The 22,978-nt window shown below is 68.9% G+C and carries 26 protein-coding genes; 13 read left to right on the forward strand and 13 right to left on the reverse strand.

What is annotated here, in order from left to right; translation table 11 throughout:
* Window positions 1-121: 121 nt before the first annotated feature.
* From AC6CHX_RS18550 to AC6CHX_RS18560, 3 genes are read right to left on the reverse strand one after another with little or no spacing between them, the layout of a single operon-like run.
* Window positions 122-415 (reverse strand): ArsR/SmtB family transcription factor, encoded by a 294-nt coding sequence (locus tag AC6CHX_RS18550; protein WP_498274063.1) that lies wholly within the window; start codon window positions 413-415, stop codon window positions 122-124.
* A 22-nt stretch (window positions 416-437) separates the two neighbouring features.
* Window positions 438-1,283, reverse strand: coding sequence for an alpha/beta fold hydrolase (locus AC6CHX_RS18555; RefSeq protein ID WP_498274065.1), 846 nt, complete (start codon window positions 1,281-1,283; stop codon window positions 438-440).
* A 33-nt stretch (window positions 1,284-1,316) separates the two neighbouring features.
* Window positions 1,317-1,796, reverse strand: coding sequence for a hypothetical protein (locus AC6CHX_RS18560; RefSeq protein WP_167633815.1), 480 nt, complete (start codon window positions 1,794-1,796; stop codon window positions 1,317-1,319).
* Between the two features lie 205 nt (window positions 1,797-2,001).
* Between AC6CHX_RS18560 and AC6CHX_RS18565 the strand changes: the two genes are divergently transcribed.
* The 3 genes from AC6CHX_RS18565 to AC6CHX_RS18575 are packed head-to-tail and all read left to right on the forward strand — an operon-like array spanning window position 2,002 to window position 4,310.
* A complete protein-coding gene (locus AC6CHX_RS18565) occupies window positions 2,002-2,673 on the forward strand; it encodes a DUF998 domain-containing protein (RefSeq protein WP_498274067.1) in 672 nt (223 codons plus the stop codon).
* Between the two features lie 33 nt (window positions 2,674-2,706).
* On the forward strand, window positions 2,707-3,075 hold the full coding sequence (locus tag AC6CHX_RS18570; protein WP_029264053.1) for a YciI family protein: 369 nt from the start codon (window positions 2,707-2,709) through the stop codon (window positions 3,073-3,075).
* The gene (locus tag AC6CHX_RS18575; RefSeq protein ID WP_029264052.1) at window positions 3,072-4,310 is read left to right on the forward strand and encodes an RNA polymerase sigma factor; all 1,239 of its coding nucleotides are present in this window, start codon (window positions 3,072-3,074) and stop codon (window positions 4,308-4,310) included. Before AC6CHX_RS18570 ends, AC6CHX_RS18575 begins: the two co-directional genes overlap by 4 nt.
* A 75-nt stretch (window positions 4,311-4,385) precedes the next feature.
* On the opposite strand, the gene AC6CHX_RS18580 is transcribed toward AC6CHX_RS18575, so the two are convergent.
* Window positions 4,386-4,976 carry a TetR/AcrR family transcriptional regulator gene (locus AC6CHX_RS18580; RefSeq protein ID WP_498274069.1) on the reverse strand — a complete coding sequence of 197 codons (591 nt, stop codon included), beginning with the start codon at window positions 4,974-4,976 and terminating at the stop codon, window positions 4,386-4,388.
* Window positions 4,977-5,076: 100 nt separating this feature from the next.
* Between AC6CHX_RS18580 and AC6CHX_RS18585 the strand changes: the two genes are divergently transcribed.
* Window positions 5,077-5,853, forward strand: a complete 777-nt coding sequence (locus AC6CHX_RS18585; protein ID WP_498274070.1) for an NAD(P)H-dependent oxidoreductase — start codon at window positions 5,077-5,079, stop codon at window positions 5,851-5,853.
* A 54-nt stretch (window positions 5,854-5,907) separates the two neighbouring features.
* Here AC6CHX_RS18585 and AC6CHX_RS18590 read toward each other — a convergent pair whose 3' ends face one another.
* Window positions 5,908-6,816, reverse strand: coding sequence for an alpha/beta fold hydrolase (locus AC6CHX_RS18590; RefSeq protein WP_498274071.1), 909 nt, complete (start codon window positions 6,814-6,816; stop codon window positions 5,908-5,910).
* A gap of 56 nt (window positions 6,817-6,872) precedes the next feature.
* Here AC6CHX_RS18590 and AC6CHX_RS18595 point away from each other — a divergent pair, with 56 nt between their 5' ends.
* The gene (locus AC6CHX_RS18595; protein WP_498274073.1) at window positions 6,873-7,490 is read left to right on the forward strand and encodes a helix-turn-helix domain-containing protein; all 618 of its coding nucleotides are present in this window, start codon (window positions 6,873-6,875) and stop codon (window positions 7,488-7,490) included.
* 21 nt (window positions 7,491-7,511) lie between these two features.
* Here AC6CHX_RS18595 and AC6CHX_RS18600 read toward each other — a convergent pair whose 3' ends face one another.
* Complete coding sequence (locus AC6CHX_RS18600) at window positions 7,512-7,868, reverse strand: ArsR/SmtB family transcription factor (protein ID WP_136042651.1); 357 nt, start codon at window positions 7,866-7,868, stop codon at window positions 7,512-7,514.
* Window positions 7,869-7,951: 83 nt separating this feature from the next.
* On the opposite strand from AC6CHX_RS18600, the gene AC6CHX_RS18605 reads away from it, so the two are divergent.
* From AC6CHX_RS18605 to AC6CHX_RS18625, 5 genes are all read left to right on the forward strand, one after another.
* Complete coding sequence (locus AC6CHX_RS18605; RefSeq protein ID WP_498274075.1) at window positions 7,952-9,253, forward strand: FAD-dependent oxidoreductase; 1,302 nt, start codon at window positions 7,952-7,954, stop codon at window positions 9,251-9,253.
* Between the two features lie 77 nt (window positions 9,254-9,330).
* A complete protein-coding gene (gene arsB, locus AC6CHX_RS18610) occupies window positions 9,331-10,461 on the forward strand; it encodes an ACR3 family arsenite efflux transporter (RefSeq protein WP_498274077.1) in 1,131 nt (376 codons plus the stop codon).
* Complete coding sequence (locus AC6CHX_RS18615) at window positions 10,458-11,477, forward strand: metalloregulator ArsR/SmtB family transcription factor (protein ID WP_498274079.1); 1,020 nt, start codon at window positions 10,458-10,460, stop codon at window positions 11,475-11,477. Before arsB ends, AC6CHX_RS18615 begins: the two co-directional genes overlap by 4 nt.
* Window positions 11,474-11,881: an arsenate reductase ArsC gene (locus AC6CHX_RS18620; RefSeq protein ID WP_498274081.1), complete on the forward strand. Its 408-nt coding sequence runs from the start codon at window positions 11,474-11,476 to the stop codon at window positions 11,879-11,881. Before AC6CHX_RS18615 ends, AC6CHX_RS18620 begins: the two co-directional genes overlap by 4 nt.
* 130 nt (window positions 11,882-12,011) lie before the next feature.
* On the forward strand, window positions 12,012-12,764 hold the full coding sequence (locus tag AC6CHX_RS18625; RefSeq protein ID WP_029264029.1) for an SDR family NAD(P)-dependent oxidoreductase: 753 nt from the start codon (window positions 12,012-12,014) through the stop codon (window positions 12,762-12,764).
* A 147-nt stretch (window positions 12,765-12,911) separates the two neighbouring features.
* Here the strand turns inward: AC6CHX_RS18625 and AC6CHX_RS18630 are convergent, their stop codons facing one another.
* Window positions 12,912-13,238 carry a DUF7882 family protein gene (locus AC6CHX_RS18630; RefSeq protein ID WP_498274083.1) on the reverse strand — a complete coding sequence of 109 codons (327 nt, stop codon included), beginning with the start codon at window positions 13,236-13,238 and terminating at the stop codon, window positions 12,912-12,914.
* A 127-nt stretch (window positions 13,239-13,365) separates the two neighbouring features.
* Window positions 13,366-13,824 (reverse strand): MarR family winged helix-turn-helix transcriptional regulator, encoded by a 459-nt coding sequence (locus AC6CHX_RS18635; protein ID WP_498274085.1) that lies wholly within the window; start codon window positions 13,822-13,824, stop codon window positions 13,366-13,368.
* Window positions 13,825-13,953: 129 nt separating this feature from the next.
* Between AC6CHX_RS18635 and AC6CHX_RS18640 the strand changes: the two genes are divergently transcribed.
* Window positions 13,954-14,196, forward strand: coding sequence for a hypothetical protein (locus AC6CHX_RS18640; RefSeq protein ID WP_498274087.1), 243 nt, complete (start codon window positions 13,954-13,956; stop codon window positions 14,194-14,196).
* The gene (locus tag AC6CHX_RS18645; RefSeq protein WP_498274133.1) at window positions 14,196-14,747 is read left to right on the forward strand and encodes a MarR family winged helix-turn-helix transcriptional regulator; all 552 of its coding nucleotides are present in this window, start codon (window positions 14,196-14,198) and stop codon (window positions 14,745-14,747) included. The genes AC6CHX_RS18640 and AC6CHX_RS18645 overlap by 1 nt, the downstream gene beginning before the upstream one ends.
* Window positions 14,748-14,750: 3 nt before the next feature.
* Here the strand turns inward: AC6CHX_RS18645 and AC6CHX_RS18650 are convergent, their stop codons facing one another.
* The 3 genes from AC6CHX_RS18650 to AC6CHX_RS18660 all read right to left on the reverse strand — a co-directional run bounded on the left by AC6CHX_RS18650 (window position 14,751) and on the right by AC6CHX_RS18660 (window position 17,204).
* Window positions 14,751-15,068 carry an ArsR/SmtB family transcription factor gene (locus AC6CHX_RS18650; protein WP_308737263.1) on the reverse strand — a complete coding sequence of 106 codons (318 nt, stop codon included), beginning with the start codon at window positions 15,066-15,068 and terminating at the stop codon, window positions 14,751-14,753.
* The gene (locus AC6CHX_RS18655) at window positions 15,065-15,547 is read right to left on the reverse strand and encodes an SRPBCC family protein (protein ID WP_498274089.1); all 483 of its coding nucleotides are present in this window, start codon (window positions 15,545-15,547) and stop codon (window positions 15,065-15,067) included. Before AC6CHX_RS18655 ends, AC6CHX_RS18650 begins: the two co-directional genes overlap by 4 nt.
* Window positions 15,548-15,980: 433 nt before the next feature.
* Complete coding sequence (locus AC6CHX_RS18660) at window positions 15,981-17,204, reverse strand: MFS transporter (RefSeq protein ID WP_498274091.1); 1,224 nt, start codon at window positions 17,202-17,204, stop codon at window positions 15,981-15,983.
* A gap of 98 nt (window positions 17,205-17,302) precedes the next feature.
* Here AC6CHX_RS18660 and AC6CHX_RS18665 point away from each other — a divergent pair, with 98 nt between their 5' ends.
* Complete coding sequence (locus tag AC6CHX_RS18665) at window positions 17,303-18,862, forward strand: SDR family oxidoreductase (protein WP_498274093.1); 1,560 nt, start codon at window positions 17,303-17,305, stop codon at window positions 18,860-18,862.
* Between the two features lie 139 nt (window positions 18,863-19,001).
* Here AC6CHX_RS18665 and AC6CHX_RS18670 read toward each other — a convergent pair whose 3' ends face one another.
* Both AC6CHX_RS18670 and AC6CHX_RS18675 read right to left on the reverse strand, forming a co-directional pair.
* Window positions 19,002-21,038 (reverse strand): BCCT family transporter, encoded by a 2,037-nt coding sequence (locus AC6CHX_RS18670; RefSeq protein WP_498274095.1) that lies wholly within the window; start codon window positions 21,036-21,038, stop codon window positions 19,002-19,004.
* Between the two features lie 206 nt (window positions 21,039-21,244).
* Window positions 21,245-22,936, reverse strand: coding sequence for an ABC1 kinase family protein (locus AC6CHX_RS18675; RefSeq protein ID WP_498274097.1), 1,692 nt, complete (start codon window positions 22,934-22,936; stop codon window positions 21,245-21,247).
* Window positions 22,937-22,978 lie beyond the last annotated feature (42 nt).

The following is a 22,978-nucleotide window of genomic DNA, read 5'->3' on the forward strand; positions in this document are numbered from 1 at the left end:
ACGCGATCTACTGCACAGATCCGGACGAACGTCCGCCTGGTCATGGTTGCGAACATCGCCGCGTTCGCCGTCAGCCCGGGAATGACTCTGCGGCGCATCAGAGGTGCGGCTTGGCGCACTCTTACCTGTCGTCGAAAGCGCGAAGCAGCCGAGACGCCCGCCGGATCATCTCCGGATCTGCGCGCACGAGCCGCTCCCGCCCGCGCGCGCACTTGACGATGAGTCCCGCACGCTCGAGCACCGCGACGTGCTTCTGCACGGCCGCGAAACCCATGTCATAGTGACGCGCGAGCTCGGTCACGGACTGCCCCTCGACGAGCGTGCGGGCGAGGATGTCGCGCCGAGTGGCGTCTCCCAGCGCTCGGAAGACCCGGTCCGTCTCGCTGCGACCGAGTTCGTCGGGAATCACGGACATCGGCGCTCCGCGCAGGTGGCGATCACGGGAGGACCTCGCCGAGAAAGGGCACGATCGAAGGCATCAGCGCGACCGGTTTCATCATCGGCGTCGCGTGATGTGCGCCCTCGATCGTCGCGTGTCGGGCTCCGATCAGCGTCGACAGCTCTCGCGTCCCGCTGTCCATGAACGGCGCACTCTTGCTTCCGAGGAGCACGAGAGAGGGCGCCCGGAGCCCGCTCCACCGGTCGCCGGTGAGAGGCGTCCCGTCCTGCAACCCTACGCAGAGGCGCGTGTCATAGACGGCCGTCTGGGCCATCGCGACCATGGTCCGCCACGGGCCGATCATGAGTCGCATGGCGTGGATCATGAAGGAGGATGCACCGAGGGCGACACGGTGGAACTCGCGAACCGCGTCCGACCCCCGCCCCTCGTCGACCAGCTGCTGAAGGTGGTCGGCGAGGTCGCGGGGGACGGGTGCGCGTCGATCGTCCACGATCACCGGGGGCTCGAAGGCGATGACGCCCGCGACCTTCTCGGGAAGAGCCGCCGCGGCGTCCACCGCGAGGATCGCGCCGGATGACGCTCCGAAGAGAGCAGCCCTGCCTCCGTGCGCATCGATGAGCGCCTCGATATCCGCGATCTCGCGAGCGATGCGCCAGGAGCCGACGTCCCCGCTGTCGCCGCGCCCTCGACGGTCATAGTTCACGACCGTATGGCTCGCGGCGAGCAGGGCCGCGAGGCGACGGTTGTCGCGGAGGTCGGACAGCGCCTGCGCGACGAGGATGACGACCGGCCCGTCTCCGTGGCGTTCATACGAGATCTCCGTGCCATCCGCGGACACGACCTGGTGCAGGGAGGGAACGGGAGAAGGGGTCTTCGTCGGCATGATGATTCCGCTCTCTTCGAGAAGTGGGTGGTGTCAGCGGCGAGTCATCGTGGACGCGTATCCGCCGTCACCCGGGTAGACCCAGGCGCCGTCGAGTACACGATCGTCGTCACTGAAGGTGCCGGTGAAGGAGGCCGGGCTTCCCTTGGCTCCGGCCCAGATGGTGAGCGTGTCTCCCTCCAGCTCGTAGACGTAGTCGAGGGTGTTGCCCATCGAGTCGTAGAACCGGGAAGCGACATCCGTGCCGGCGGGCTCGCCGAACGGGCGGAGCTGACCGATGACCTCGATGCCGGTGATGGCCTGACCGAACTGCTCCAGCTCGACGTGCTGGAGCAGGAAGAACCGTCCGCCCATCCACTCGTACCGCACGACTCCCTCGGCGCCACCCGTCACCGTCCATTCCCCGACGAGCCTGTCGAGCGCCGTGACGGCGCTGCTGGGCGTGGGCTGCTCACCGAGGCCGTAGCCGTCGATCTGCTCGGCGGTGACGTTCTCCAGCGCGTTCTCGTTCATGAGGTGTCCTTTCTCGTGCAGCCCGGCGGGCCGCTCTTGCAGATACCTCGGAGCCGAACGCTGCGGATTGACATCTGCGCGCGAATCCGTCGGAAGCGATCCGCCGGGCGCCCCCCTCACACGTCGCGAACGCACGATGTCAAGATTCGTCGCGCGGCTCCGAGGTATCAGTGCAGAAACACTCGACCCAGAAGAGGAGCTCACAGTGACCACGAACTCAGCACCACGCCTCGCGCACAGGGAGATCAGCGCACTCCCTCGTTCGACCCGCCCTTTGCTGCTCGCGGGCGCATTCGCGGGACCGCTGTTCTATCTGTCCGCGCTCGTGCAGATGCTCACGCGCCCCGGATTCGACATCCGCATCCACCCCCTCAGCCAACTCTCCACGGGAGATTTCGGCTGGATCCAGATCCTCACCTTCGTCCTGGTCGGACTGGGACTGATCTGCCTGGCGGTCGGTCACCGGCGGGTCGTGACCGACGGGCTCGGCCGCGCCGCCATCCCGGTCCTCATCACCATCAGCGGGGCAGGCTTCATCGCCGCCGGCCTCTTCCCGCAGGACCCCGCGAACGGTTTTCCGCTCGGCGTGGCCGACGGCCCCGCGGCCGAACCCACCTGGCACGCTGTCGTCCACATGGCGGCGGCGATCGTCGCTTTCACTGCCCTGGCCGTGGCGGCCGTCATCGCGCTCATCCGCGCCGTCCGCGAGCGGCGTGCGGCCGCAGCGACCGGGAGCGGCATCGTCGCGATCGCGCTCCTCGCTCCCGTCGCTCCCGACATCGCCAGCATCCAGGTGGCGATCACGGGGCTCTTCGCCTTCGGATGGTGCACCGCGACGGCCATCTCCCTGCTGAAGTCACCGCGTGTGTCTCGCTAGCCTGGACACTCGCCGACTCAAGGAGATGAGACCGTGAAGTTCCTCATTCTCGGCTACACGCCGAGCAGCAGTTGGGACGCCGCCACCGCGGATGCCCCCACCGAGGATGCGCTCGCTGCATTCGCTGCATATCAGGAGTTCGAAGCGGAACTGCGCGCGACCGGGGAGTTCGTCAGCACCGAAGGGCTCGGACACCCAGCCGTGTCGACGACCGTGCGCAAGGTCGACGGAACGATCGTGATGACCGACGGTCCGTTCGTCGAGCTGAAGGAGGTCCTTGCGTCGTTCGCAGTCATCGAGGTGTCCAGCGTGGAGCGCGCGAAGGACATCGTCGCACGGATGGTCGAGATGCTCGGCGAACCGATGGAGATCCGTCCCATCATGGGTGACGACTTCGCGTGACGGCTCGACCTGACGCGATCGAGGACCTGCTGCGCATGGAAGCGCCGCAGGTCCTCGGGGCTCTGGTTCGCCGCTTCGGTCACTTCGACATCGCCGAGGAAGCCACGCAGGACGCACTGCTCGCCGCAAGCCAGCAGTGGCGCCGGGACGCCATCCCCGATCAGCCCCGGTCCTGGCTGATCCGCGTCGCCTACCGCCGCATGGTCGACGCGCTGCGCGCCGAATCGGCCGACCGCCGCCGCGAAGAGCAGTACGTGGCCTCCGAACCGCACGCGTCCTTCTCGCACGCCGCCCCGGCCGACCACGACGACAGCCTGAACCTGCTGTTGCTGTGCTGTCACCCCGCCCTGTCGTCCGCCTCCCGCATCGCCTTGACGCTGCGGGCTGTGGGCGGGTTGACCACCGCGGAGATCGCGCATGCCTATGGAGTGACCGAGCAGACGATGGCCGTGCGGATCAGCCGCGCGAAGCAGCAGATCCGCAAGAGCGGCGCCCGCTTCGAGTTCGCGGCCGATGACGATCTCTCCGGCCGCCTGTCCGCGGTGATGCGGGTTCTGTACCTGATCTTCAACGAGGGATACACGGTGACCACCGGAACCGAGCTCACCCGGACCGACCTGACCGGCGAGGCGATCAGACTCGCGCGACTCCTCCACGCCCTCGTTCCCGATGACCCGGAATCGACCGGACTTCTCGCGCTCATGCTGCTGATCGATTCGCGACGCGCGACGCGCTCCACCTCGAATGGCGACCTCATCCCCTTGCGTGACCAGGACCGCGCTCGATGGGATCTGGAGTCCATCCGAGAGGGATCCGACCTCATCCGTGCCGCGTGGTCCCAGGGGAACGTGGGAACCTACCGGCTGCAGGCCGCGATCGCCGCCGTCCATGCCTCCGCTCCCGTCGCCGAGCAGACCGACTGGGCACAGATTGCTGCTCTTTACCTGGCGCTCGAGCAGGTCGAACCCAGCGGACCCGTCCGGCTCGCACGAGTCGTCGCCGTGGCGCACGCTTTCGGGCCCGCGCGCGCCACCGCCTTGCTCGAGGAACTGGATCGCGAGCACGGACTGCTCCAACATCCCTTGACCCGACACCGTGCCCACGCGATCCGCGCACATCTCCGCGAAGCGGAGGGGGACCCGACTGCGGCGAGAGAGGACTTCCTCGCTGCGGCCGACATGACGACGAACGAACCCGAATCCCGATACCTCTCCCGAAAGGCATTCGGCGAGTGACACGTCCGTCGTGCGTTCCGGCCGGAATCCGACATCGGATCTCGGAGTCGCGTTGCGTTCGGAACGCCCCTCGGCTCACTCCCTGATCGAGGCGAGGAGGATCCGCACCAGAGTCTCGTGCGCGTCGTCCTCGTCGATGCGGGAGGCGAGCACCGCGCCCGCGAGCACGTCCGCCGAGGCGAACGCGGCCTCCAGCGCGATCGGATCGATGTTCTCGCTGCCGACCACTCGGGCGAGCGCGGTGCGGCAGCGTTCCACGTACGCCACTACCGACTCCTGCCGTATCCGCGCGAGCACCGGCGTGCCGGCGAGAGTCGCGACCACGCCCGCCATCTCGACGCCTTCGGCGCGCGCACAGGCGACATAGCTCGTGGCGATGACGTCCACGACCCCGTCCACGTCGGGTCGGGCGCTCGCCAGCGCGGTCTCGAGCGAGGCATCCTGGCGCTCGTCGAACTGACGATACAACGCGGCGAAGAGTCCCGAACGGTCGCCGAAGTGCTCGTAGACGACGGGCTTCGTGATGCCCGCCCGGTCTGCCAGGGCACCGAGGGTCAGCGCATCGGCACCCTCGGCGCGGATCATCTCCCGCGCGACGCCCAGCAGTTGCGCACGGCGGTCCGCCTTGGACAGCCGCGGTCGCGCACCCTCTTTCGCCTTCGTCACTCTCACCCCTTGCGACCCATACCTACTATGAGTAAGTTACGGTTGGTAGGTAACCAGCCTATCCCGCATGCCACCGGCACGCCACACCCCGAGGAGAGACATGACCGCCGACCTCCGGCCCACCGCGCACTGGATCTACGCGCACCCGCAAGCGGGATCCCTGAACCGGCAGCTGTTCCAAGCGGGGGCCGAGGCGCTCGCCCCGCGCTACGACGTGCAGACCTCGGATCTCTACGCGCAGGGCTTCGACCCCCTGCTCGCGCAGCGCGATGTCGGCGGACGCGAGGGCAACATCGTCGACCTGATGGGCGAGGTCTACGAGAGCGGACTCATCCCCGACGACGTGCGCCTCGAACAGCAAAAGCTGGAAGCCGCCGAACTGCTCGTGTTCCAGTTCCCGCTCTGGTGGTACGGCGCACCGGCGATCCTCAAAGGCTGGTTCGATCGAGTGTTCACCAACGGCTTCGCCTACGGCGGCGTCGACGCGGAGACGGGGCTGCCGCTCCGCTACGGCGAGGGCGGCCTGAAGGGCAAGCGCGCGCTCATCATCGTGACGGCGGGCGAGGATGCGCGGAGCATCGGCTCACGAGGGGTCAGCGGCGACATCGATGCGCTGATGTTCCCGATCACGCACGGCACGCTCTGGTACACGGGGATCGAATCACTCGATCTGCACGTCATCCACGACGCCGACGCCCTCGACGCCGAGGCCGTCGCCTCGGAGCAGAATCGGCTGACCACGAGGCTCGCGAGCATCCAAGACGAAGTGCCGTCTCAGCCGTACCGGGCCCTGCGCGACGGCGACTACCGGGGCACGCGGGCGCTGCGCGCCGACATCCTTCCCGGGCGAACCGATCTCGACATCCACCGCCGGTGACATACCCGCCCCGACTGCCCGGGCGCTCAGTGACCGAGCCGAGCGCCCGGGCGCTCAGCGTCCGACGACGTCGCGGATGGCTCGGATCACGGCATCCTCGCGCTCGATGTGCAGGTACTGATGAGAGGTGCCTTCGAGGACGCGTTGCTCACCCCGCGGCACCGATTCAGCGATCGAGGCCTGCATACGACGCACCCCGTCCAGCGCCTCTCGCATCTGCGCATCGGTCATGAAGTTCGCCCAATAGGGGTTCGCGCCGCCCGCGGTGAGGACGATCAGGGGAATGTCCGAGAGAGGCCCGCCGGCGCGCAGCTCGTCGTAGACCGTCGTCTCGAAGTTCTTCGTCTCGGCGATCTGCGTGCGCCACGATCGGAGATGCTCCTCGATGAGCGGGACGCGAACCTCCTCCGGCCACGCCGAATAGATCTCGGCGTACTGTTCACGGGCTTCCTGCACCTGCTCGGCCGTCAGGTCCGGGAGCTCGTCGAGACCCGATGTCATCTGGTCATTCAGCTCAGCCGCCTGCGGGGGCATGAACGACATGATGTCTTCGTGCCCGGGGTCGAGCAGCACGAGGCCTGCCGTCTCCTCCGGATGCAGCTGGGCATAGCGGCGGGCGTAGAAGGCACCCAGGGAGTGCCCGACCAAGATGTACGGCCCGGGGACACCGGCCGCGTGGAGCAGCGAACGGAGCTCCTCGGCCACATCGGTCGGAGTGCGGGGCAGGTCGACCGGGTCGCTCCAGCCCGTGCCGCCACGGTCGTAGAGCACACTCGTCGTGATTCTCCCGACCTCCCGATGCAGGTTGAGGAAGTCGTAGCCGATGAGGCCGGCTCCCGGAAGGAAGACCACGGCCGGCCCCTCGACCCCGGATCGGTGCAGCATCAGCCGGCGGCCATCGTACTCATGAAGCGCGCCGAGCGGCGGACGCTGGCGCCTGTCATCCATCGGAATGGTTCCCATCATGGACTCCTTAGTCTCATTTCTGAGACTAATCTAAACCATGAGACCATGGACTCGTGACCAAGCGCGATCTGCTCACGCACCCGGTGCGCCTCCGTATCATCCATGCCATGTCCGGAGGGCGTTCCGCCACCGGCTCCGAGATCCGAGCCGCGCTCGCCGACGTTCCCAAGGCCACGCTGTATCGGCACCTCGCGCTACTCACGGACGGAGGCGTTCTCGAGGTCGACTCCGAGCAGCGGGTGCGGGGCGCGGTGGAGCGTCGATACCGCCTCAACCGTGCCGCCTCCGTCATCGATCCGGCCATGGCGGCGTCTACCTCCATCGCCGAACATCGTCGCGCATTCGCCGCCGCGGCCGCCGTGCTGCTGACGGAGTTCAACGCCTATCTCGATCGCCCGGACGCCGATCCCACAGCCGACCTCGTGGGCTATCGCCAGCACTCGATCTGGCTCAGTCCCGACGAGCGCGAACAGCTGATCAACGACCTCCGCGACGCGATCGTCCCGCACATGGGGCACGAACCCTCCGCCGCACGGAGTCGCCACCTCCTCAGCCCCATCCTCTTCCCCACCCGCAGTGCCGAAGGGGGTCCGGACGAGGCAAGAAGCCCGGCGCGACCCGCTGCCGAAGGCCCCTCCAGCAACCAGGCCCGACCCGACCCGAGCCCCTGACCGGGGTCCGCCGAGCCGGTTCTACGACCGCGCCGGCGCCGCCACCCGAAGCGCGTCGGCGGCGGCATCCATCGCGTCGGCGTTGAGCGCGAAGTACGCCCACTTGCCGCGCTGCTCGCGCGTGACGAGGCCCGCGTCGGCGAGGAGCTTCATGTGGTGGGAGACCGTGCCCTGCGAGAGACCGACCGGCTCGGTGAGGTCGCAGATGCAGGCCTCGCCCCCGGCGCCGGCCGCGATGAGCGACAGCAGCCGCACGCGCGTGGGGTCACCGAGCGCCTTGAACACCCGCGCGACACGCTCGGCATCTTCGACCGCCAGCGCGGAGGTGACGCGCGGGACGCAGCAGGCGGTCGCTTCGATGGTCGTCGGCAGGCTCATGGGTCTATTCTGACACGTATTGACAATCTTCAATAGATGGGCGACAGTCTTCGTATTGAAGTTTTTCGATCTGAGGAGATGTGATGTCCGAGCTTCCCGTCGTCGTCATCGGAGCAGGCCCGCAGGGCCTCGCCGCCGCCACGCACCTCGTCGAACGCGATGAGAACGTGATCGTGGTCGAACGCGGACACGGACCGGCATCCGCAGTCGCCGACTGGGGGCACGTGCGCCTGTTCTCGGCATGGCCGGAGCTCACTGACGCTGCGGCGCGCCGCCTGCTCGAGCCGACGGGATGGACCGCACCCGCGTCGGGCTACCCGACCGGCGCGGAGTGGGTGAGCGATTATCTGGCGCCGCTCGCGGATGCTCTGGGCGAGCGGATCCGCTACGCGACCACGGTCACCGGCGTCGCGCGCCAGGGCCGGGACAAGGTCGTCGACGGCGGACGCAAGAGCCAGCCGTTCGTCGTGCACACCGTCGATGCCGACGGCGATGAGGGCCGCCTCTTCGCCCGCGCGGTCATCGACGCGAGCGGCACCTGGGACCTTCCCAACCCTGCGGGGGCGGACGGCTTCCCAGCGCTCGGCGAGGCCGCAGCATCCGATCGGATCTCGTACCGGATCCCGGCCGACGTGTCCGAGCTCGCCGGCTCGCACGTCGTCGTCGTAGGCGCCGGGCACTCCGCCACACACGCCGTGCTGCGCCTGAGCGAGCTGGCGCGCCGGGCTCCGGGAACGCGCGTGACCTGGCTGCTGCGCCGAGGCAGCGCCGCCAACGTCTTCGGAGGCGGCATCGGGGACGAGCTTCCCGAGCGCGCCGCACTCGGCTCCCGCGCACGGAAGGTGATCGACGAGGGAGTCGTGGAGCTGGTGACGGGGTTCCGCGTCGCCGAGTTCCGGAACGGCGACGACGGCCTGACGGTCGTCGCCGAAGACGGGCGCGAGGTGACGGAAGTCGCGCACGTGTTCGCGCTCACCGGTTTCCGGCCCGACACCGGCATGCTGCGAGAGCTGCGGATCGACCTCGATCCCGCCCTCGAAGCGGTCGCGGGCATCGCCTCAGAGATCGACCCGAACATCCACTCGTGCGGATCGGTGGGAGCGACCGGAGCGCGGGAGCTCGCGCAGCCCGAGCCCGGGTTCTTCGTCGTCGGCGCCAAGTCGTACGGACGCGCCCCGACGTTCCTCGCCCTGACCGGCTACGAGCAGGTCCGCAGCGTCGCCGCTCATCTCGTCGGCGATCACGAGGCCGCGGGCCGCAACGAGCTGACCCTCCCGGACACCGGGGTGTGCGGCGGAGCCGGTGGGTTCTGCGACACCGCGGGCAGCTGCTGCGCTGCGCCGTCGGTGTTGCAGATCGGCGCACGGCCCGTCACGGTGGGCTGATCGCGGCGCAGGTGACCATCGGGTGAACTCCGCCCACGTCGGTTGCGGCTGATATCGACGGATGTCAATATAGACACATGTCGATTCAAGGCCTCGCGAGCACGGGAACCACTCCTACCGCCACTCCGCCCGCACGCCGCCTGTCGACCCTCGACCGATGGCTTCCGCTCTGGATCGGTCTGGCGATGGTCGGCGGCATCCTCATCGGGCGGTTCGTCCCCGGGGTCTCTGGACTTCTGGCGAGCCTCGAGGTCGGGGGCATCTCGATCCCCATCGCGCTCGGCCTGCTGGTGATGATGTATCCGGTGCTCGCGAAGGTCCGCTACGACAGGGTCGCCGCCGTGACCGGAGACAAGAGGCTGCTCGTCTCGTCGCTGGTGCTCAACTGGCTCGTCGGCCCGGCGTTGATGTTCGTCCTCGCGTGGGCACTCCTCCCCGATCTGCCGGAGTACCGCACCGGTCTCATCATCGTCGGGCTCGCGCGCTGCATCGCCATGGTCGTCATCTGGAACGACCTCGCCTGCGGCGACCGCGAGGCCGCGGCCGTGCTGGTCGCCATCAACTCGGTCTTCCAGGTGATCGCCTTCTCACTGCTCGGATGGTTCTACCTCACGGTCCTTCCCGGCTGGCTCGGTCTCGACGCGCAGGGGCTGGACATCTCGATCGGGCAGATCGCACTGAACGTCCTGATCTTCCTCGGCATCCCCCTCGTCGCCGGTTTCGCCTCGCGATTCATCGGCGAGCGCACGAAGGGACGCGACTGGTACGAGGAGAGCTTCCTGCCGAGGATCGGACCCTGGGCGCTCTACGGCCTGCTGTTCACGATCGCGCTGCTGTTCGCCCTGCAGGGCGAGCAGGTCACGAGCCGACCGTGGGACGTCGCGCGGATCGCGCTGCCGCTGCTCGCATACTTCGCGGTCATGTGGTTCATCGGACTCTTCACCGGCAAGGCGCTCGCGCTCGGCTACGCCCGCTCGTCGACACTCGCATTCACCGCCGCCGGCAACAACTTCGAACTCGCCATCGCCGTCGCCATCGGCACTTTCGGCGCGGCATCCGGCCAGGCTCTCGCGGGGGTCGTCGGCCCGCTCATCGAGGTACCCGTCCTCGTCGCACTCGTCTACGTCTCACTCTGGGCGGCCCGTCACTGGTTCCACACCGATCCGTACACCGCCGCCCCGTACACCGCCGAGAGGATGCCGTCATGAACGTCACGCTGACCGCCACGGATGACACCTGCAGCCCCGTCGCCACCCATGCCATCGGACTGGAGGCAGCCTCGTCCGTGGCGTCAACGCTGAAGGCGCTGTCGGATCCGCTGCGGCTGCGGATGCTGTCGGCCATCGCCTCCGACCCGCGCGGAGAGTCGTGCGTCTGCGACTTGGCCGAGCTCGCCGAGGTCTCCCAACCCACGGTCTCCCACCACCTCAAGGTGCTGAAAGACGTCGACGTCCTCACCTCGGAGCGCCGGGGAACCTGGGTCTGGTACCGGATCAACCCGTCCCGGCGCAACGCCGTCACGGCGCTGCTCGATTCGTTCGCTCCCGCCAGCATCGCGCCATGGAGTGCCTCCACTGACGACGATCAGCGACGGCCCGACTTCGACGCCCGGGTCACCCGTCTTGCGGATGAGCTCGCCGCAGAGGTACCCGAGCTCGATCACGATGTCGTGCTCACCACCGTGCGCGAGTCGTACACCGCCCTTGCACGGAGCGCCCGCGTCACCTCGACGCTCGTGCCCCTCACCGAGCGCTTCGCCCGCCAGCGCCTCGCCGATCTCACCCGCGACCGCGACACGTCCGTGCCCCAGGTGCTGTTCGTCTGCGTCGCCAACGCCGGGCGCTCCCAGCTCGCCGCCGCGCTCGTGAACAAGCTCGCTGCCGGCAAGGTCATCGCACGCTCGGCAGGATCGAGTCCCGCCGACGTCGTCCACCCGCACGTCCGCTCGCTGCTCGCCGAGATCGAGGGCGATGCCGCAGCCGAGCGCTTCCCGAAGCCGCTCACCGACGACGCCGTGCGCGCGGCCGATGTCGTCATCACCATGGGCTGCGGCGACGTCTGCCCCATCATCCCCGGCGTCCGGTACGACGACTGGGCCGTCGGCGACCCGGCCCTCGCTTCACGCGAAGGCGTCGAAGCCATCCGCGACGACATCGCCGGGCGCGTACGCGCACTCGTCGACGACCTTCTCCCTGACCACACCTCTCCGAAGGAGCAGCCATGACCGACACGACCACCAAGCCCTCCGTGCTCTTCGTCTGCGTGCACAACGCGGGACGGTCGCAGATGGCCGCCGGATTCCTCCGCGACATCGCCGGCGACCGCATCGAGGTCCGCTCCGCCGGCTCCATGCCCGCCGACCAGATCAACCCGACCGCCGTCGCGGCGATGGGCGAGCTCGGCATCGACATCACCGCCGAGCAGCCCAAGGTGCTGACGACCGAGGCCGTGCAGGCATCCGACGTCGTCATCACGATGGGGTGCGGCGACGCCTGCCCGTTCTTCCCCGGCAAGCGCTACGAAGACTGGAAGCTCGACGACCCGGCCGGTCAGGGCATCGACGCGGTCCGGCCCATCCGAGACGAGATCAAGGCGCGCATCGAGCAGTTGGTGAGCGAGCTGGTCTGAGGGGCGGCGGAAGATCCTCCGCATCCATTCACCTGAATCCATCACCGATATTCAGGCGTAGGCTGGAGAGAAGGACGGACCGTCCGAGAAGATCTCCCGGCACCGTGACCGCCCGGAAGTGGAGTCACTCGTGGCTCAGTACGACGTCTCGAACCGCTCGGCGATCGTGACGGGAGCAGGCAGCGGAATCGGACGCTCGACCGCCCTCCTGCTGGCGAAGAACGGCGCATCCGTCGTGGTCAACGACCTGAACGCCGAGCACGCGAACGCGGTCGTCGAAGAGATCCGCGCGGCCGGCGGCATCGCGGAGGCCTCGGTCGGCGATGCCACGGATGCGGCCTGGATCGCTTCTTCGATCGAACTCGCGAACTCCCTCGCCCCGCTGCGCATCGGCGTCAACAACGCCGGCATCGGCGGCGCATCCGCCCCCACCGCGGAGTACGAGGACGAGGCCTGGGACAAGGTCATCGCGATCAACCTCAACGCGGTGTTCCGCAACATGAAGGCGCAGATCCCGTCGATCCTCGCGAACGGCGGCGGATCGGTCGTGAACATCGCGTCGATCCTCGGCAGCGTCGGATTCGCCGGATCTCCCGCCTACGTCACGGCCAAGCACGGCGTGGTCGGCATGACCAAGTCGGCCGCGCTCGAGTACTCGGCGCAGGGCGTGCGCGTGAACTCGGTGGGCCCCGGCTTCATCGACACCCCGCTGCTGGCGAACATGGGCGACGAGGCGAAGGACTTCCTCGTGTCGAAGCACCCGATCGGACGTCTGGGCCAGGCCGACGAGGTCGCGAACCTCATCGTGTTCCTCGCCAGCGACGCCGCGAGCTTCGTCACCGGCAGCTACCACCTGGTCGACGGCGGATACACCGCTCTCTGATCGAATGGCATCCGGTCCCGGGACCCGATTCCCGGTGACCGGATGCCATCCACAGCGACGTACCCCCCGGAACGTCGCTGTGCACCTCCCGCCCGCGGGCCGCACCGCTTTGCCCAGGATGCGCCGGCGAGGGAGGCGAGTCTGCAGTCAGGCGACCGCGTGCATGGCCGGGAGCGCGGACCCCAGCGGCGCGAAGTCGATGTCAGTGAGGTCCAGCCCCCCGGCCGTGCTCGCCGCAGCCATCATCTTGACCAGCATCGGCCGCTCGAGCTCGACCTCCTCATCGAGCGTGAAGCGGACCGGGATCGACGCATGCATCCACAGCGTCTCGGTCGCCGCACGCGATGTGCGCAGCGTGAGCGGAAACGACTCTCCGCGTCGCAGCTTGGTGACGGTGACGAGCCGCAGGTGCGCGAGCACCCGATCGTCGACCTCCACGATCTGCGATTCACTGGCGTAGCTGAGCTGACCCATGGCACCCCCTCGAGAAATAACTTCGACGATTAGATTACTAGTTTAACTAGCTAAATGATAGCCGAGGGTTTCGGGGTTTCTCCAGCTGGGTGAGACTTTCGGAGGCTGAGGTTCCTGGACGCCGGTACTAGCGCGGAGACGAGTCGGCGAGGTCGGAGATCTCCTCCGTGAGGCGTCGGAGGAACCGAGAGATCACGGAGAGCTGCTCTGGCGTGAACTCGCTCTCGATGCCTGCCACCCGCCGGGAGATCTCGCCGGCAGGCGAATGCAGGTCGCGCAGCGAGGGGCGCAGGATCTTCGACCGCGCGTCGTCCGGGTGCACGGAGACGACGACATGCCCGCGCGCAGTGAGCCGACGGATCAGGGCGGTGACCGCCGCGGTGCTCACACCCAGATGCGCGGCGAGATCGCCGGGCGTGACCGGTCGGTCGGCGGGCGCATCGGCGATGAACCCCATGGCGGCGCGATCGGTCTCGTTGGGCTGGCGCTCCGCAGCAAGGCGGCGTCCGAGCCTGGCGTCCACGCGGCGCAGAGCTTCGACTTCGCGCGCGAGTTGCGCCGTCGCGATCTCCAGCTTCGTGCCCATCACACCCTCGCCTTTCCCCGGCGGCCCATGTTACCTCGATCGTCTGATTATCGGTTCGTCTAGCAAAATCGGCCGACCATCAGGCCCTTCCGTCGATGAGAGGATGGAATCACGATGAGAAGGGACGTCATGGTCGAGCCCATAGACCTCAAGGACGAGCGGTACATCGGCTTCGCCGATCTGCTGGATCACCTCCACACGCGGTTCCCCGCCGTCTCGCGGGATCGCATTGCGCGCATCATCGAGGCCGAGAACGACGCCATCACCGGCGGATTCCTCCTCGTCGTCCCCGCCGAGGTGGCGACGGGCGCGACCGAGATGCTCGAACTCAGCACGTCACGCGCCCTCGGCGACGAAGAGGGAGTGGCATGATGGCCGAGCCTCAGGACTACGCCCGCTCCGGATACTGGTACCCCGACGGCAAGAGCGCGAGCACCATCGACGTGCTGAACATGCTGCGCCGCTACCGGGCAGCGGAGACCGCGATGCGCGAGCGCACCCGCATCTCGATGGGCATGAACGAGACCGATCTCATGGCGCTGCGATTCCTCCTGCGCGAGCAGCGCGCCGGCCGGATCGTGCGAGCGATCGACATCGCCCGGATGCTCAACATCTCGACCGCCTCGACGACCACGCTCATCGACCGCCTCGAGAAGGGTGGCCACGTCCGCCGCGAGGCGCATCCCACCGACCGGCGGGCCGGAGTCGTCGTGCCGACCGTGAGCAGCGACGAAGAGGTGCGCGCCACACTCGGGGCGATGCATCATCGCATGCTCACCCTCGTGGACGAGCTCTCCGACCAGGAGCGGGCCGTCGTCACGCGGTTCCTCGCCGGGATGACGGCCGCGATCGAAGAGGCATCCGACCTCGACGAGGAGCTGCGCGACGTGATGCGCGACCAGGCGGCGCCCGAGGCGGAGTGAGGCCTACAGGCCTTCCGCGATCTCCTTGATCGCGGCGAGGCGGCGGTCCCACTCGCGTCCGATCACATCGAGCTTCGCCGCGGTGGCGGAGAGCTCGGCGCCGACGACGCGGAAGCGAACCTCGCGACCGACGCGCACGGGCTCGACCAGACCGACCTCCTGCAGCACGGCCAGGTGCTTCGCGATGGCCTGCCGCGACACCGGAAGGCGCCCGGCGAGGGCGGATGCCGAGGCGTCCCCCTCGCCGAGAGCCGTCAGGATGCTCCAGCGCGTCTCGTCCGCGAGCGCCGCGAACATGGGCAGCAGAGTCTCTGTGGTCACGCTTCGCCTTCCACCAGAGCGACCATCTTGTCGAGCTCCAGGTCCCAGCCCGTACGGTGCGACTCGAGGTTGGCACGCGGGTCGGACGTGCGCTCGAAGCCGCTCTCGACGACCGTGAGCCTGGTGCCGCCGTCGGCCTCCTCGAGCGTGAAGGTGAAGACGGTCGAGGTCGCCTCGTCGATCGCATCCGGGAGCTTGCCGAGGGCGTCGTCGTTGTTCCAGCGGTAGCTGATGCGCCGCGGCTCGTCGTATTCCTCGACACGCAGCGGGATCACGTCGTAGTCGGGGAACGTCATCGTGCCGGTCGCGCCGACACCGCTGCCGTCGAGCACGGTGCGTCCGAACCAGCGGGAGATGTGCTCCGGCTCGGCCACCGCTCGCCACACCTTCTCGACGGGTGCCGCGATCTGGATGCTGCGCCGGATCGAGAAGGTCTCCTCATCGACGACGGATGCCTCGTTGTGGGTCATGTTCACCATGATGGATCCTTTCCGGGTTTCGCGCTGGCCGGTCGGCCAACTGCAACTCCAGAGTTGCATATTGGTCGGCGTGGCGCAACCCCCGAGTTGCAGATGTGTGGCATTCGTCCGGCATCGGCCCCAGCATCCGTCCGGCATCCGCCCCAGCATCCGTCCGGCATCCGCCCCGGCATCCGTCCGGCATCCGTCCCGGCATCCGTCCCGGCATCCGTCCACTTGTCGGGAGATTTCACAGGTGCAGGACGAAACGCCGCAGATCCGTCCTGCATCCGTGCATCCGTCCGGCATCTGTACCGGGACCGGGCGGATGCCGGGACCGGGACAGGACGGGCGGGCGGATGCCGGGACAGGACGGGCGGATGCCGGGACCGGGACAGGACAGGACGGGCGGATGCCGGGACGGGACAAGCCGGGACGGGACGGATGCCGGCGGCTAGTCCCGCGGGCGGCGCTTCTCCAGGAACCCGGCGAGCAGCACGGCGACGAGGGCGGCGACCGGGGCGACGAGCAGCCCGGCGCGCAGGCTCTGGGTCTCGGCGATGTACCCGACGAACGGCGGCGACAGCAGGAACCCGAGGCGCAGCAGCCACGACACGAGCGTGAGTCCGACGCCCGCCCGCAGCCCCGGCAGTTCGTCGGCGGCATGCATCGCCGCGGGGATGAGGGTCGCGATGCCGAAGCCGACCGCTGCGAATCCGAGGATCGTGCCCGGAACGGTCGGGAACGCGAGCGCGAGCGTCATGCCCACCGCCGCGATGATGCCGCCCACCCGTGCGACCCAGCGCTGACCGAACCGGTCGGTGAGCGGGTCGCCGAGCATCCGACCGACGAACTGCGCGCCGACCAGGGCGATGAAGCCGAGCGGGGCGATCGCCGCGGCGGCCCCCAGGGATTCGGCGAGGTACAGGGTCGCCCAGGAGTTGCCCGCATCCTCGGCGACGGCTCCGGCCATCGCGATGAGGGTGAGCGCGATGATCGCGATCACGGTGCGCGGGGTCACATGACGACGCAGCGGCCCCGTCACCTCGGTCGGCTCGGCGGCGGCATCCGGCTCGGACTCGTCGTCGCGACCGGGGAGGCAGAACCGCAGGGCCACGAGGGCGACGGTCGCGAACACGGCGGTCGAGATGCCGAGATGCACGCCCAGGGGCAGCTGCAGGGCGATCGCGACGGCGGCCATCGCCCCGCCGATCACGGCGCCGATCGACCAGATCGCATGGAAGCCGTTGATGATCGACCGCCCGTAGCGCCGCTGCACGCGGAGGCCGTGCGCGTTCTGAGCGACATCCGTGATGGCGTCGGATGCTCCGCCGAGGAACAGCGCCACGGCGAACAGCACGCCCGAGGGCGCGAGCGCGGCCGACAGCAGTCCGATGCTCGTGAGCACGGTGCCGATCACGGCGATGCGCGCCGAGCCGAACCGACGGATGAGCACGGCCGCGAGAAGGCCGGCGGCGATGGCTCCCGCGGGGAACGCGGCGATCGCGACGCCGTAGCCGAGGTTGTCGAGTCCGAGTCCGGCCTTGATCTCCGGGTAGCGCGGCAGGATGTTCGCGAACAGCGCCCCGTTGGTCAGGAAGAGCGCGGAGACGGCGATGCGCGCGCGCCGGGACGCCCGGTCCGGAGCCGGTCGTCGAATCGATTCGATTGAAGCCATGTCTACGATCGTAACGGCACGGCGGACACTCCATATCCGCCCCCGCTCCTCGCCACAACCCCGTGCCCGCGACCCGCTCCCGGTCGTACCCTCGACCCATGGCCCAACTCACCCAGCCCACCGGCCGCGAAGAGGCGCTGCGCGCCCTCCCCCGCGACGACGGATCGGCACCGCGCGCGCTCGTGCTGGGCGCGACCGGATACGTGGGCGGGCGGCTGACACCGCGGCTGCTGAACGCCGGCTACCGGGTGCGGGTGCTGGCGCGCGACGCCGCCCGCGCCGCATCCTTCCCCTGGGGTCCCGACTGCGAGATCGTCGAGGGATCGGCCGACGATGCGGATGCCGTGGCCGCAGCCATGGACGACGTCGACGTCGTGTACTACCTGATCCACTCGATGACCGCCGGCAAGGGCTTCGAGGAGAGCGACGAGCGCGCGGCGACCACGGTGGCCGAGGCCGCGGCTCGCGCGGGTGTGCGGCGCATCGTGTACCTCGGCGGGCTGCATCCGGATGACGTGAAGCTGTCACCCCATCTGCGGTCCCGCGTACGCGTGGGCGAGATCTTCCTGCAGTCCGGCGTGCCGACGCTCGTGCTGCAGGCGGGCGTCGTGATCGGATCGGGGTCGGCCTCGTTCGAGATGATCCGGCACCTCACCGATGTGCTGCCGTACATGCCGGCGCCGAAGTGGGTGCGCAACCGCATCCAGCCGATCGCCGTGCGCGACGTGCTGCACTATCTGCTCGGCGCGGCCCGGGTCGACGCCGACGTGAACCGCGCGGTCGACATCGGCGGGCCCGACGTGCTGCGCTACGGACAGATGATGAACGGCTACGCGGTCGAGGCCGGTCTCCCCCAGCGCGCCATCGCCGCACTGCCCGTGCTCACGCCGGGTCTCGCCTCGCACTGGGTCAACCTCGTGACGCCCGTGCCGCGCTCGATCGCCCGCCCGCTCGTGGCGTCGCTGCAGAACGAGTGCATCATGAAGGACCACGCGGTCGACGAGCTGATCCCGCAGCCGAAGGGCGGCCTGACACCGTATCGACGAGCCGTCGACCTGGCGCTCGGACGGGTCGACGCCGACGCGATCGAGACGAGCTGGCAGGATGCCGAGGTCTCGGGCGCCCCCAGCGATCCGCTGCCGAGCGACCCGGACTGGGCGGGCCGCACCGTCTTCACCGACGCCCGAACGCTCGTCACCTCGGCATCCGTCGACCGGCTGTGGCCGGTGATCCTGGGCATCGGCGGCACGAACGGGTGGTACTCGTCACGGTTCCTGTGGGCGGTGCGCGGGCTGATGGACCGCGTGGTCGGCGGGGTGGGACTGCGACGGGGTCGCCGCAGCCAAACCGTCGCCCGCGTGGGCGACGCGATCGACTTCTGGCGCGTCGAAGCGGTCGAAGAGCCGGGAGCTGCGACCGAGTCCTCGCCGGCGAGCGGCGGGCTGCTGCGCCTCCGCGCCGAGATGAAGGTGCCCGGCGAGGCCTGGCTCGAACTCCGCGCACTCCCCGAAGCCGCGGGCGCGCGCTACGAGCAGCGGGCGATCTTCTTCCCGCGCGGGCTCACCGGACGCCTGTACTGGCTCGCGGTACTGCCCTTCCACGGACTGATCTTCGCCAGCATGGCATCGCGCATCACCCGAACGGCCGAGAACTCCTAGCGCCGGGGAATCACGACTCCCGCCTCCCGCGGTCGCAGACCTTCGCCAGATCAGGCGATCCCGCCGATTCAGGCCGATTCCCGATGAATCCGCCTGTTCTCGCAGGATCGCCTGATCTCGCGCGCGCCTCGCGAGCGGATCAGTCCGCGCGGGGCCGCTCCGGCTCATCCGCCGCTGCATCCACCGCTGCATCCGGCGCTGCATCCGGCGCTGCATCCACCGCCGCCGCATCGTCCAGCGCCGCGTCGACCACGGCACCCACCTCGGCCGGCGGGATGATGTCGATCGCCTCGGTGGCTGCCTCGTAGACCTCGGCGAGGCTGTCGTCGACGGTCGACTCGTCGATCCAGGCGAGGTCGTCCTCCGAGTGGTCGTACTCGACGGGCACGAGCGCGAAGTCGTCGCCGTACTCCTCGAGCCCCGACATGACACTGTGACGCACGGCGGCGCGGGCGTAGCGATCGCGCAGGATCAGCGGATCCCGCCGCAGATCCTTCATGAACGCGATCATCATGAAGCCCATGATGATCGCGAACGGCAGCGCGGCGATGATCGTCACGTTCTGCAACGACTTGAGGCCGCTCCCCTCCTCGCCGGTGACGAGCAACACGGCCGCGATCACACCGACCAGCACGCCCCACACGACCGCGACCCAGCGTGCGGGCTCCGGGCGACCCTGCTGCGAGAGCGTGCCCATCACGAGGGAGGCGGAATCCGCGCCGGTGACGAAGAAGATCGCGATCAGCAGGATGAGCACGATGCTCGTGATGAGCCCGAACGGCAGGTTCGCGAGCACGCCGAACAGCACTTCCTCCGGCGGGTCGACGGCGAGGTTCGCGCCATCCATCTGCTGCTTGATCGCCGTGGTGCCGAAGATCGCGAACCAGATGAGCGAGATGACCGAGGGCACCACGATGACGACGGACACGAACTGGCGCAGGCTCCGGCCTCGCGAGATCTTCGCGATGAACATGCCGACGAACGGCGACCACGAGATCCACCACGCCCAGTAGAAGATCGTCCAGCTCGACAGGAACGTCTGCGCCGCCTCGCCCTGCGACGCCGAGCGGCCGATCATCTGCGGCAGGTCCCCGATGAACTGCACGGCGACCGACGGGATCACGTTGAGGATGAGCAGCGTCGGTCCGACGAAGAACACGAAGAACGCCAGCAGCAGGGCGACGACGGCGTTGATGTTCGACAGCGCCCGGATGCCCTTGGAGACGCCCGAGACCGCCGAGGCGATGAAGCACGCGGTGAGCACGGCGATGACCGCGATGAGGATGCCGTTGCCGAGTGGGCCGGCGCCGCTGACGATCTCGACGCCGTGCCCGATCTGCAGGGCACCGAGGCCCAGGGATGCCGCCGTTCCGAACAGCGTGACGATGATCGAGAAGATGTCGATCGTGCGGCCGAGGGGCCCGGTCGTGCGGCCCTCACCCAGCAGAGGGGCGAAGATCGAGGAGATGAGCGGGGTGCGTCCGCGGCGATAGGCGCCGTAGGCGATGGCACCGCCGACGAGTGCGTAGAACGCCCAGGCCTGCGGACCCCAGTGGTACAGCACCTGCGTCTGCGCCGTGTGCATCGCATCGAGGGTGTTCGCCTCGACGGTTCCCGGCGGCGGGTTCTCGAAGAAGGTCAGCGGCTCGGCCGCACCCCAGAACACCAGGCCGATGCCCATGCCGGCGGCGAACAGCATCGAGATCCACGAGAACATCGAGTACTCGGGCTCTTCGTCGTCGCGGCCGAGAGGGATGCGCCCGTAGCGGCTGAAACCGACGAACAGCATGAACACCAGGATGACCGTGGCGATGGTCGTGAAGAAGAACCCGAAGTACTCCACCACCCAGCCGAGCACGGCCGTGGTGGTGCCGGAGAGGTTGTCGCCGGCGAAGACACCCCAGGCGATGAAGGCCACGGTGAGGGCGACCGCGACGCCGAACACGAGCGGGTCGGTGCGGTAGGTGCGGCCGGTCTCCTCGACCGAGACGCCGGGGACGAGGGCCGGGTGCACGCTGCGCGGTGGGACGGCGGCGATGTCGCGGACGATCTTCTTGGCGGCCTCGGTGGCTTTGGCCGGGAGGCGGTTCACACCCGTGGCGACGGCATCCGTACGGGGGCGCTGGGGGGTGCTTCCTGCGGAGCGTGCGGGCGGCTTCTCGTCAGGGGTCTCCATGGCACACCATCCTGTCACGCGATATACCGATACGTGGGGTGCGAAAACCCAGGCCAGTCGTGCGGATGCCGCGTTTCCCGGGCGTGCCGGATCAGGCCGTCACGCGGAATCAGGCGGTTCCTGTCGCAAACTGCCTGATTCGGCGCGATCGCCTGATCCCACGGCCGGAATCCAGCGGCGACGCTTCCCGCCCGGGCGTGCCGCGACTAGCGCGGGCCGCGGCGACCGACGCCGGCGAACACGGAGTGCAGCAGCGGCAGGGCCGAGACGCAGATCAGGGTGATGCCCAGCGGAGGCAGCGAGGGGACGAGCAGAGCCCCGCCGACGAGCAGCGCCGCGAACAGCACGCCCGAGGCGATGCGGCGCGCGATGCCCTCGAGCCGATCGAGGCGGCGTTCGAGTCGTGAGGTGTCGAACGAGACGTTGCCGTCGTCGATGCGGGTGATGATCCGGTCGATGCGGCCGGGCAGCTGCCAGGTGGTGCTCATCGTGTCCATCGCCTGCGTAGCGAAGGCCTGCACGATGTTGCCGCTCTCGTCGCGCAGCAGGCGGCCGGCATAGGGCTCCGCGGCATCCCACACGTTGAACGCCGGGTCGAGCCCGCTGCACATGCCCGAGGTCAGCGAGACCGCGCGGATGAGCAGCAGCATGTTCTCAGGCAGCTGCAGCGGAAGCGAGCGCACCATGTCGCCGAACTCCTCGGCGAAGTCGCGGAACTCCCGCGGATCGACTTTGCTGAGCTCGGCGAAGCCCATACCGCCGAAGCGGGCGAACAGCGCGGTCAGGGCCCGTTCGAGCTCGTTGGTGTCGGCCGAAGGGAGCAGCACGCCGATCTCCTGCGCGGCGGCGACGAGTCCGCGGCTGTCGCGTCCGGCGACCGCGATCAGGAGGGTGCGCAGCCCGTCGCGGAGGCTGTCGGGAACCTCGGCCATCATCCCGAAGTCGATGAACGTGAGCTGGAATCCCCCGGGCTCCGAGGGGACCGGCGTCACGAAGATGTTGCCGGGGTGCGGGTCGGCGTGCACGAAGCTGTGCGTGAACACCTGGTCGAACATGACCTCGGCGAACACGGCGGCCACCTCGGACGGGTCGATGCCGGCGGCACGCAGAGCATCCGTGTCGTTGATCTTGATCGCGGTGACGTCGGAGAGGGTGAGCACGCGGCGGGTCGACCGCTCCCAGACGATCTCGGGAGCGGCCACGCGGGGGTCGTCGGCGAAGTTCTCGCGGAACCGCTCGGCGCTCGCGGCCTCGTGCAGGTAGTCGATCTCCTCGAGGCTGGTCGCGGCGAACTCCTCGACGAGCGCGGGGGCGTCGACACGATCGGCGACGATGCGCACACGGGTCAGCCAGCGCGCGACCCGGCGGAGTGCGGCGAGGTCGACCGCGACGATCCCGTCGATGCCCGGCCGCTGCACCTTGACCACGACCTGGTCGAGCCCGGTGTCGGCGGCGTCGAGCTCGGAGAGCCGGGCCCGATGCACCTGACCGAGGGATGCCGCCGCGACCGGGGTGTCGTCGAACCACGCGTACGCGCGCTCGAGCGGGATGCCGAGTTCGGCTTCGGCGGGCGCGCGGATGGCCGAGGTCGGCACGGCCGGAACCTCGTCCTGCAGCCCCTCGAGCTCTTTCGTGATCTCGGGCGGCAGCACGTCGAGGCGCGACGACATGAACTGCCCGACCTTGATCATGAGCCCGCCGAGCTCCACCGCAAGCACATGGAAGCGACGCGCGAACGTCTGCATCCGCGGCCCTCGCGTGCGCTCGGCGAGCCGGCTCATGCCGAAACGCGGGAGGACGAGCTCGAACCACCAGATCTTCAGGAACTCGCGGCCCGCGAACGACACGATGCGGCGGTACCTGGCGCGGTGCGCGCCCTGTGCCGCGGCATCCGTCATCGCGTGGTCCTCTCGCAGGCCCTCACCCGATGCCGCACTGTG

It is taken from the genome of Microbacterium sp. GQ128 (assembly GCF_059758615.1).

Bases quoted from the DNA above. Each gene is read 5' to 3' on its own strand.
- AC6CHX_RS18585 (WP_498274070.1), top strand. From the start codon at position 5,077: ATGACCGCCGACCTCCGGCCCACCGCGCACTGGATCTACGCGCACCCG.
- AC6CHX_RS18600 (WP_136042651.1), bottom strand. From the start codon at position 7,868: ATGAGCCTGCCGACGACCATCGAAGCGACCGCCTGCTGCGTCCCGCGC.
- AC6CHX_RS18560 (WP_167633815.1), bottom strand. From the start codon at position 1,796: ATGAACGAGAACGCGCTGGAGAACGTCACCGCCGAGCAGATCGACGGC.
- AC6CHX_RS18675 (WP_498274097.1), bottom strand. From the start codon at position 22,936: ATGACGGATGCCGCGGCACAGGGCGCGCACCGCGCCAGGTACCGCCGC.
- AC6CHX_RS18555 (WP_498274065.1), bottom strand. From the start codon at position 1,283: ATGCCGACGAAGACCCCTTCTCCCGTTCCCTCCCTGCACCAGGTCGTG.
- AC6CHX_RS18550 (WP_498274063.1), bottom strand. From the start codon at position 415: ATGTCCGTGATTCCCGACGAACTCGGTCGCAGCGAGACGGACCGGGTC.
- AC6CHX_RS18615 (WP_498274079.1), top strand. From the start codon at position 10,458: ATGAACGTCACGCTGACCGCCACGGATGACACCTGCAGCCCCGTCGCC.
- AC6CHX_RS18640 (WP_498274087.1), top strand. From the start codon at position 13,954: ATGGTCGAGCCCATAGACCTCAAGGACGAGCGGTACATCGGCTTCGCC.
- AC6CHX_RS18590 (WP_498274071.1), bottom strand. From the start codon at position 6,816: ATGGGAACCATTCCGATGGATGACAGGCGCCAGCGTCCGCCGCTCGGC.
- AC6CHX_RS18655 (WP_498274089.1), bottom strand. From the start codon at position 15,547: ATGGTGAACATGACCCACAACGAGGCATCCGTCGTCGATGAGGAGACC.
- AC6CHX_RS18660 (WP_498274091.1), bottom strand. From the start codon at position 17,204: ATGGCTTCAATCGAATCGATTCGACGACCGGCTCCGGACCGGGCGTCC.
- AC6CHX_RS18620 (WP_498274081.1), top strand. From the start codon at position 11,474: ATGACCGACACGACCACCAAGCCCTCCGTGCTCTTCGTCTGCGTGCAC.
- AC6CHX_RS18605 (WP_498274075.1), top strand. From the start codon at position 7,952: ATGTCCGAGCTTCCCGTCGTCGTCATCGGAGCAGGCCCGCAGGGCCTC.
- arsB (WP_498274077.1), top strand. From the start codon at position 9,331: ATGTCGATTCAAGGCCTCGCGAGCACGGGAACCACTCCTACCGCCACT.
- AC6CHX_RS18635 (WP_498274085.1), bottom strand. From the start codon at position 13,824: ATGGGCACGAAGCTGGAGATCGCGACGGCGCAACTCGCGCGCGAAGTC.
- AC6CHX_RS18630 (WP_498274083.1), bottom strand. From the start codon at position 13,238: ATGGGTCAGCTCAGCTACGCCAGTGAATCGCAGATCGTGGAGGTCGAC.
- AC6CHX_RS18670 (WP_498274095.1), bottom strand. From the start codon at position 21,038: ATGGAGACCCCTGACGAGAAGCCGCCCGCACGCTCCGCAGGAAGCACC.
- AC6CHX_RS18645 (WP_498274133.1), top strand. From the start codon at position 14,196: ATGGCCGAGCCTCAGGACTACGCCCGCTCCGGATACTGGTACCCCGAC.
- AC6CHX_RS18665 (WP_498274093.1), top strand. From the start codon at position 17,303: ATGGCCCAACTCACCCAGCCCACCGGCCGCGAAGAGGCGCTGCGCGCC.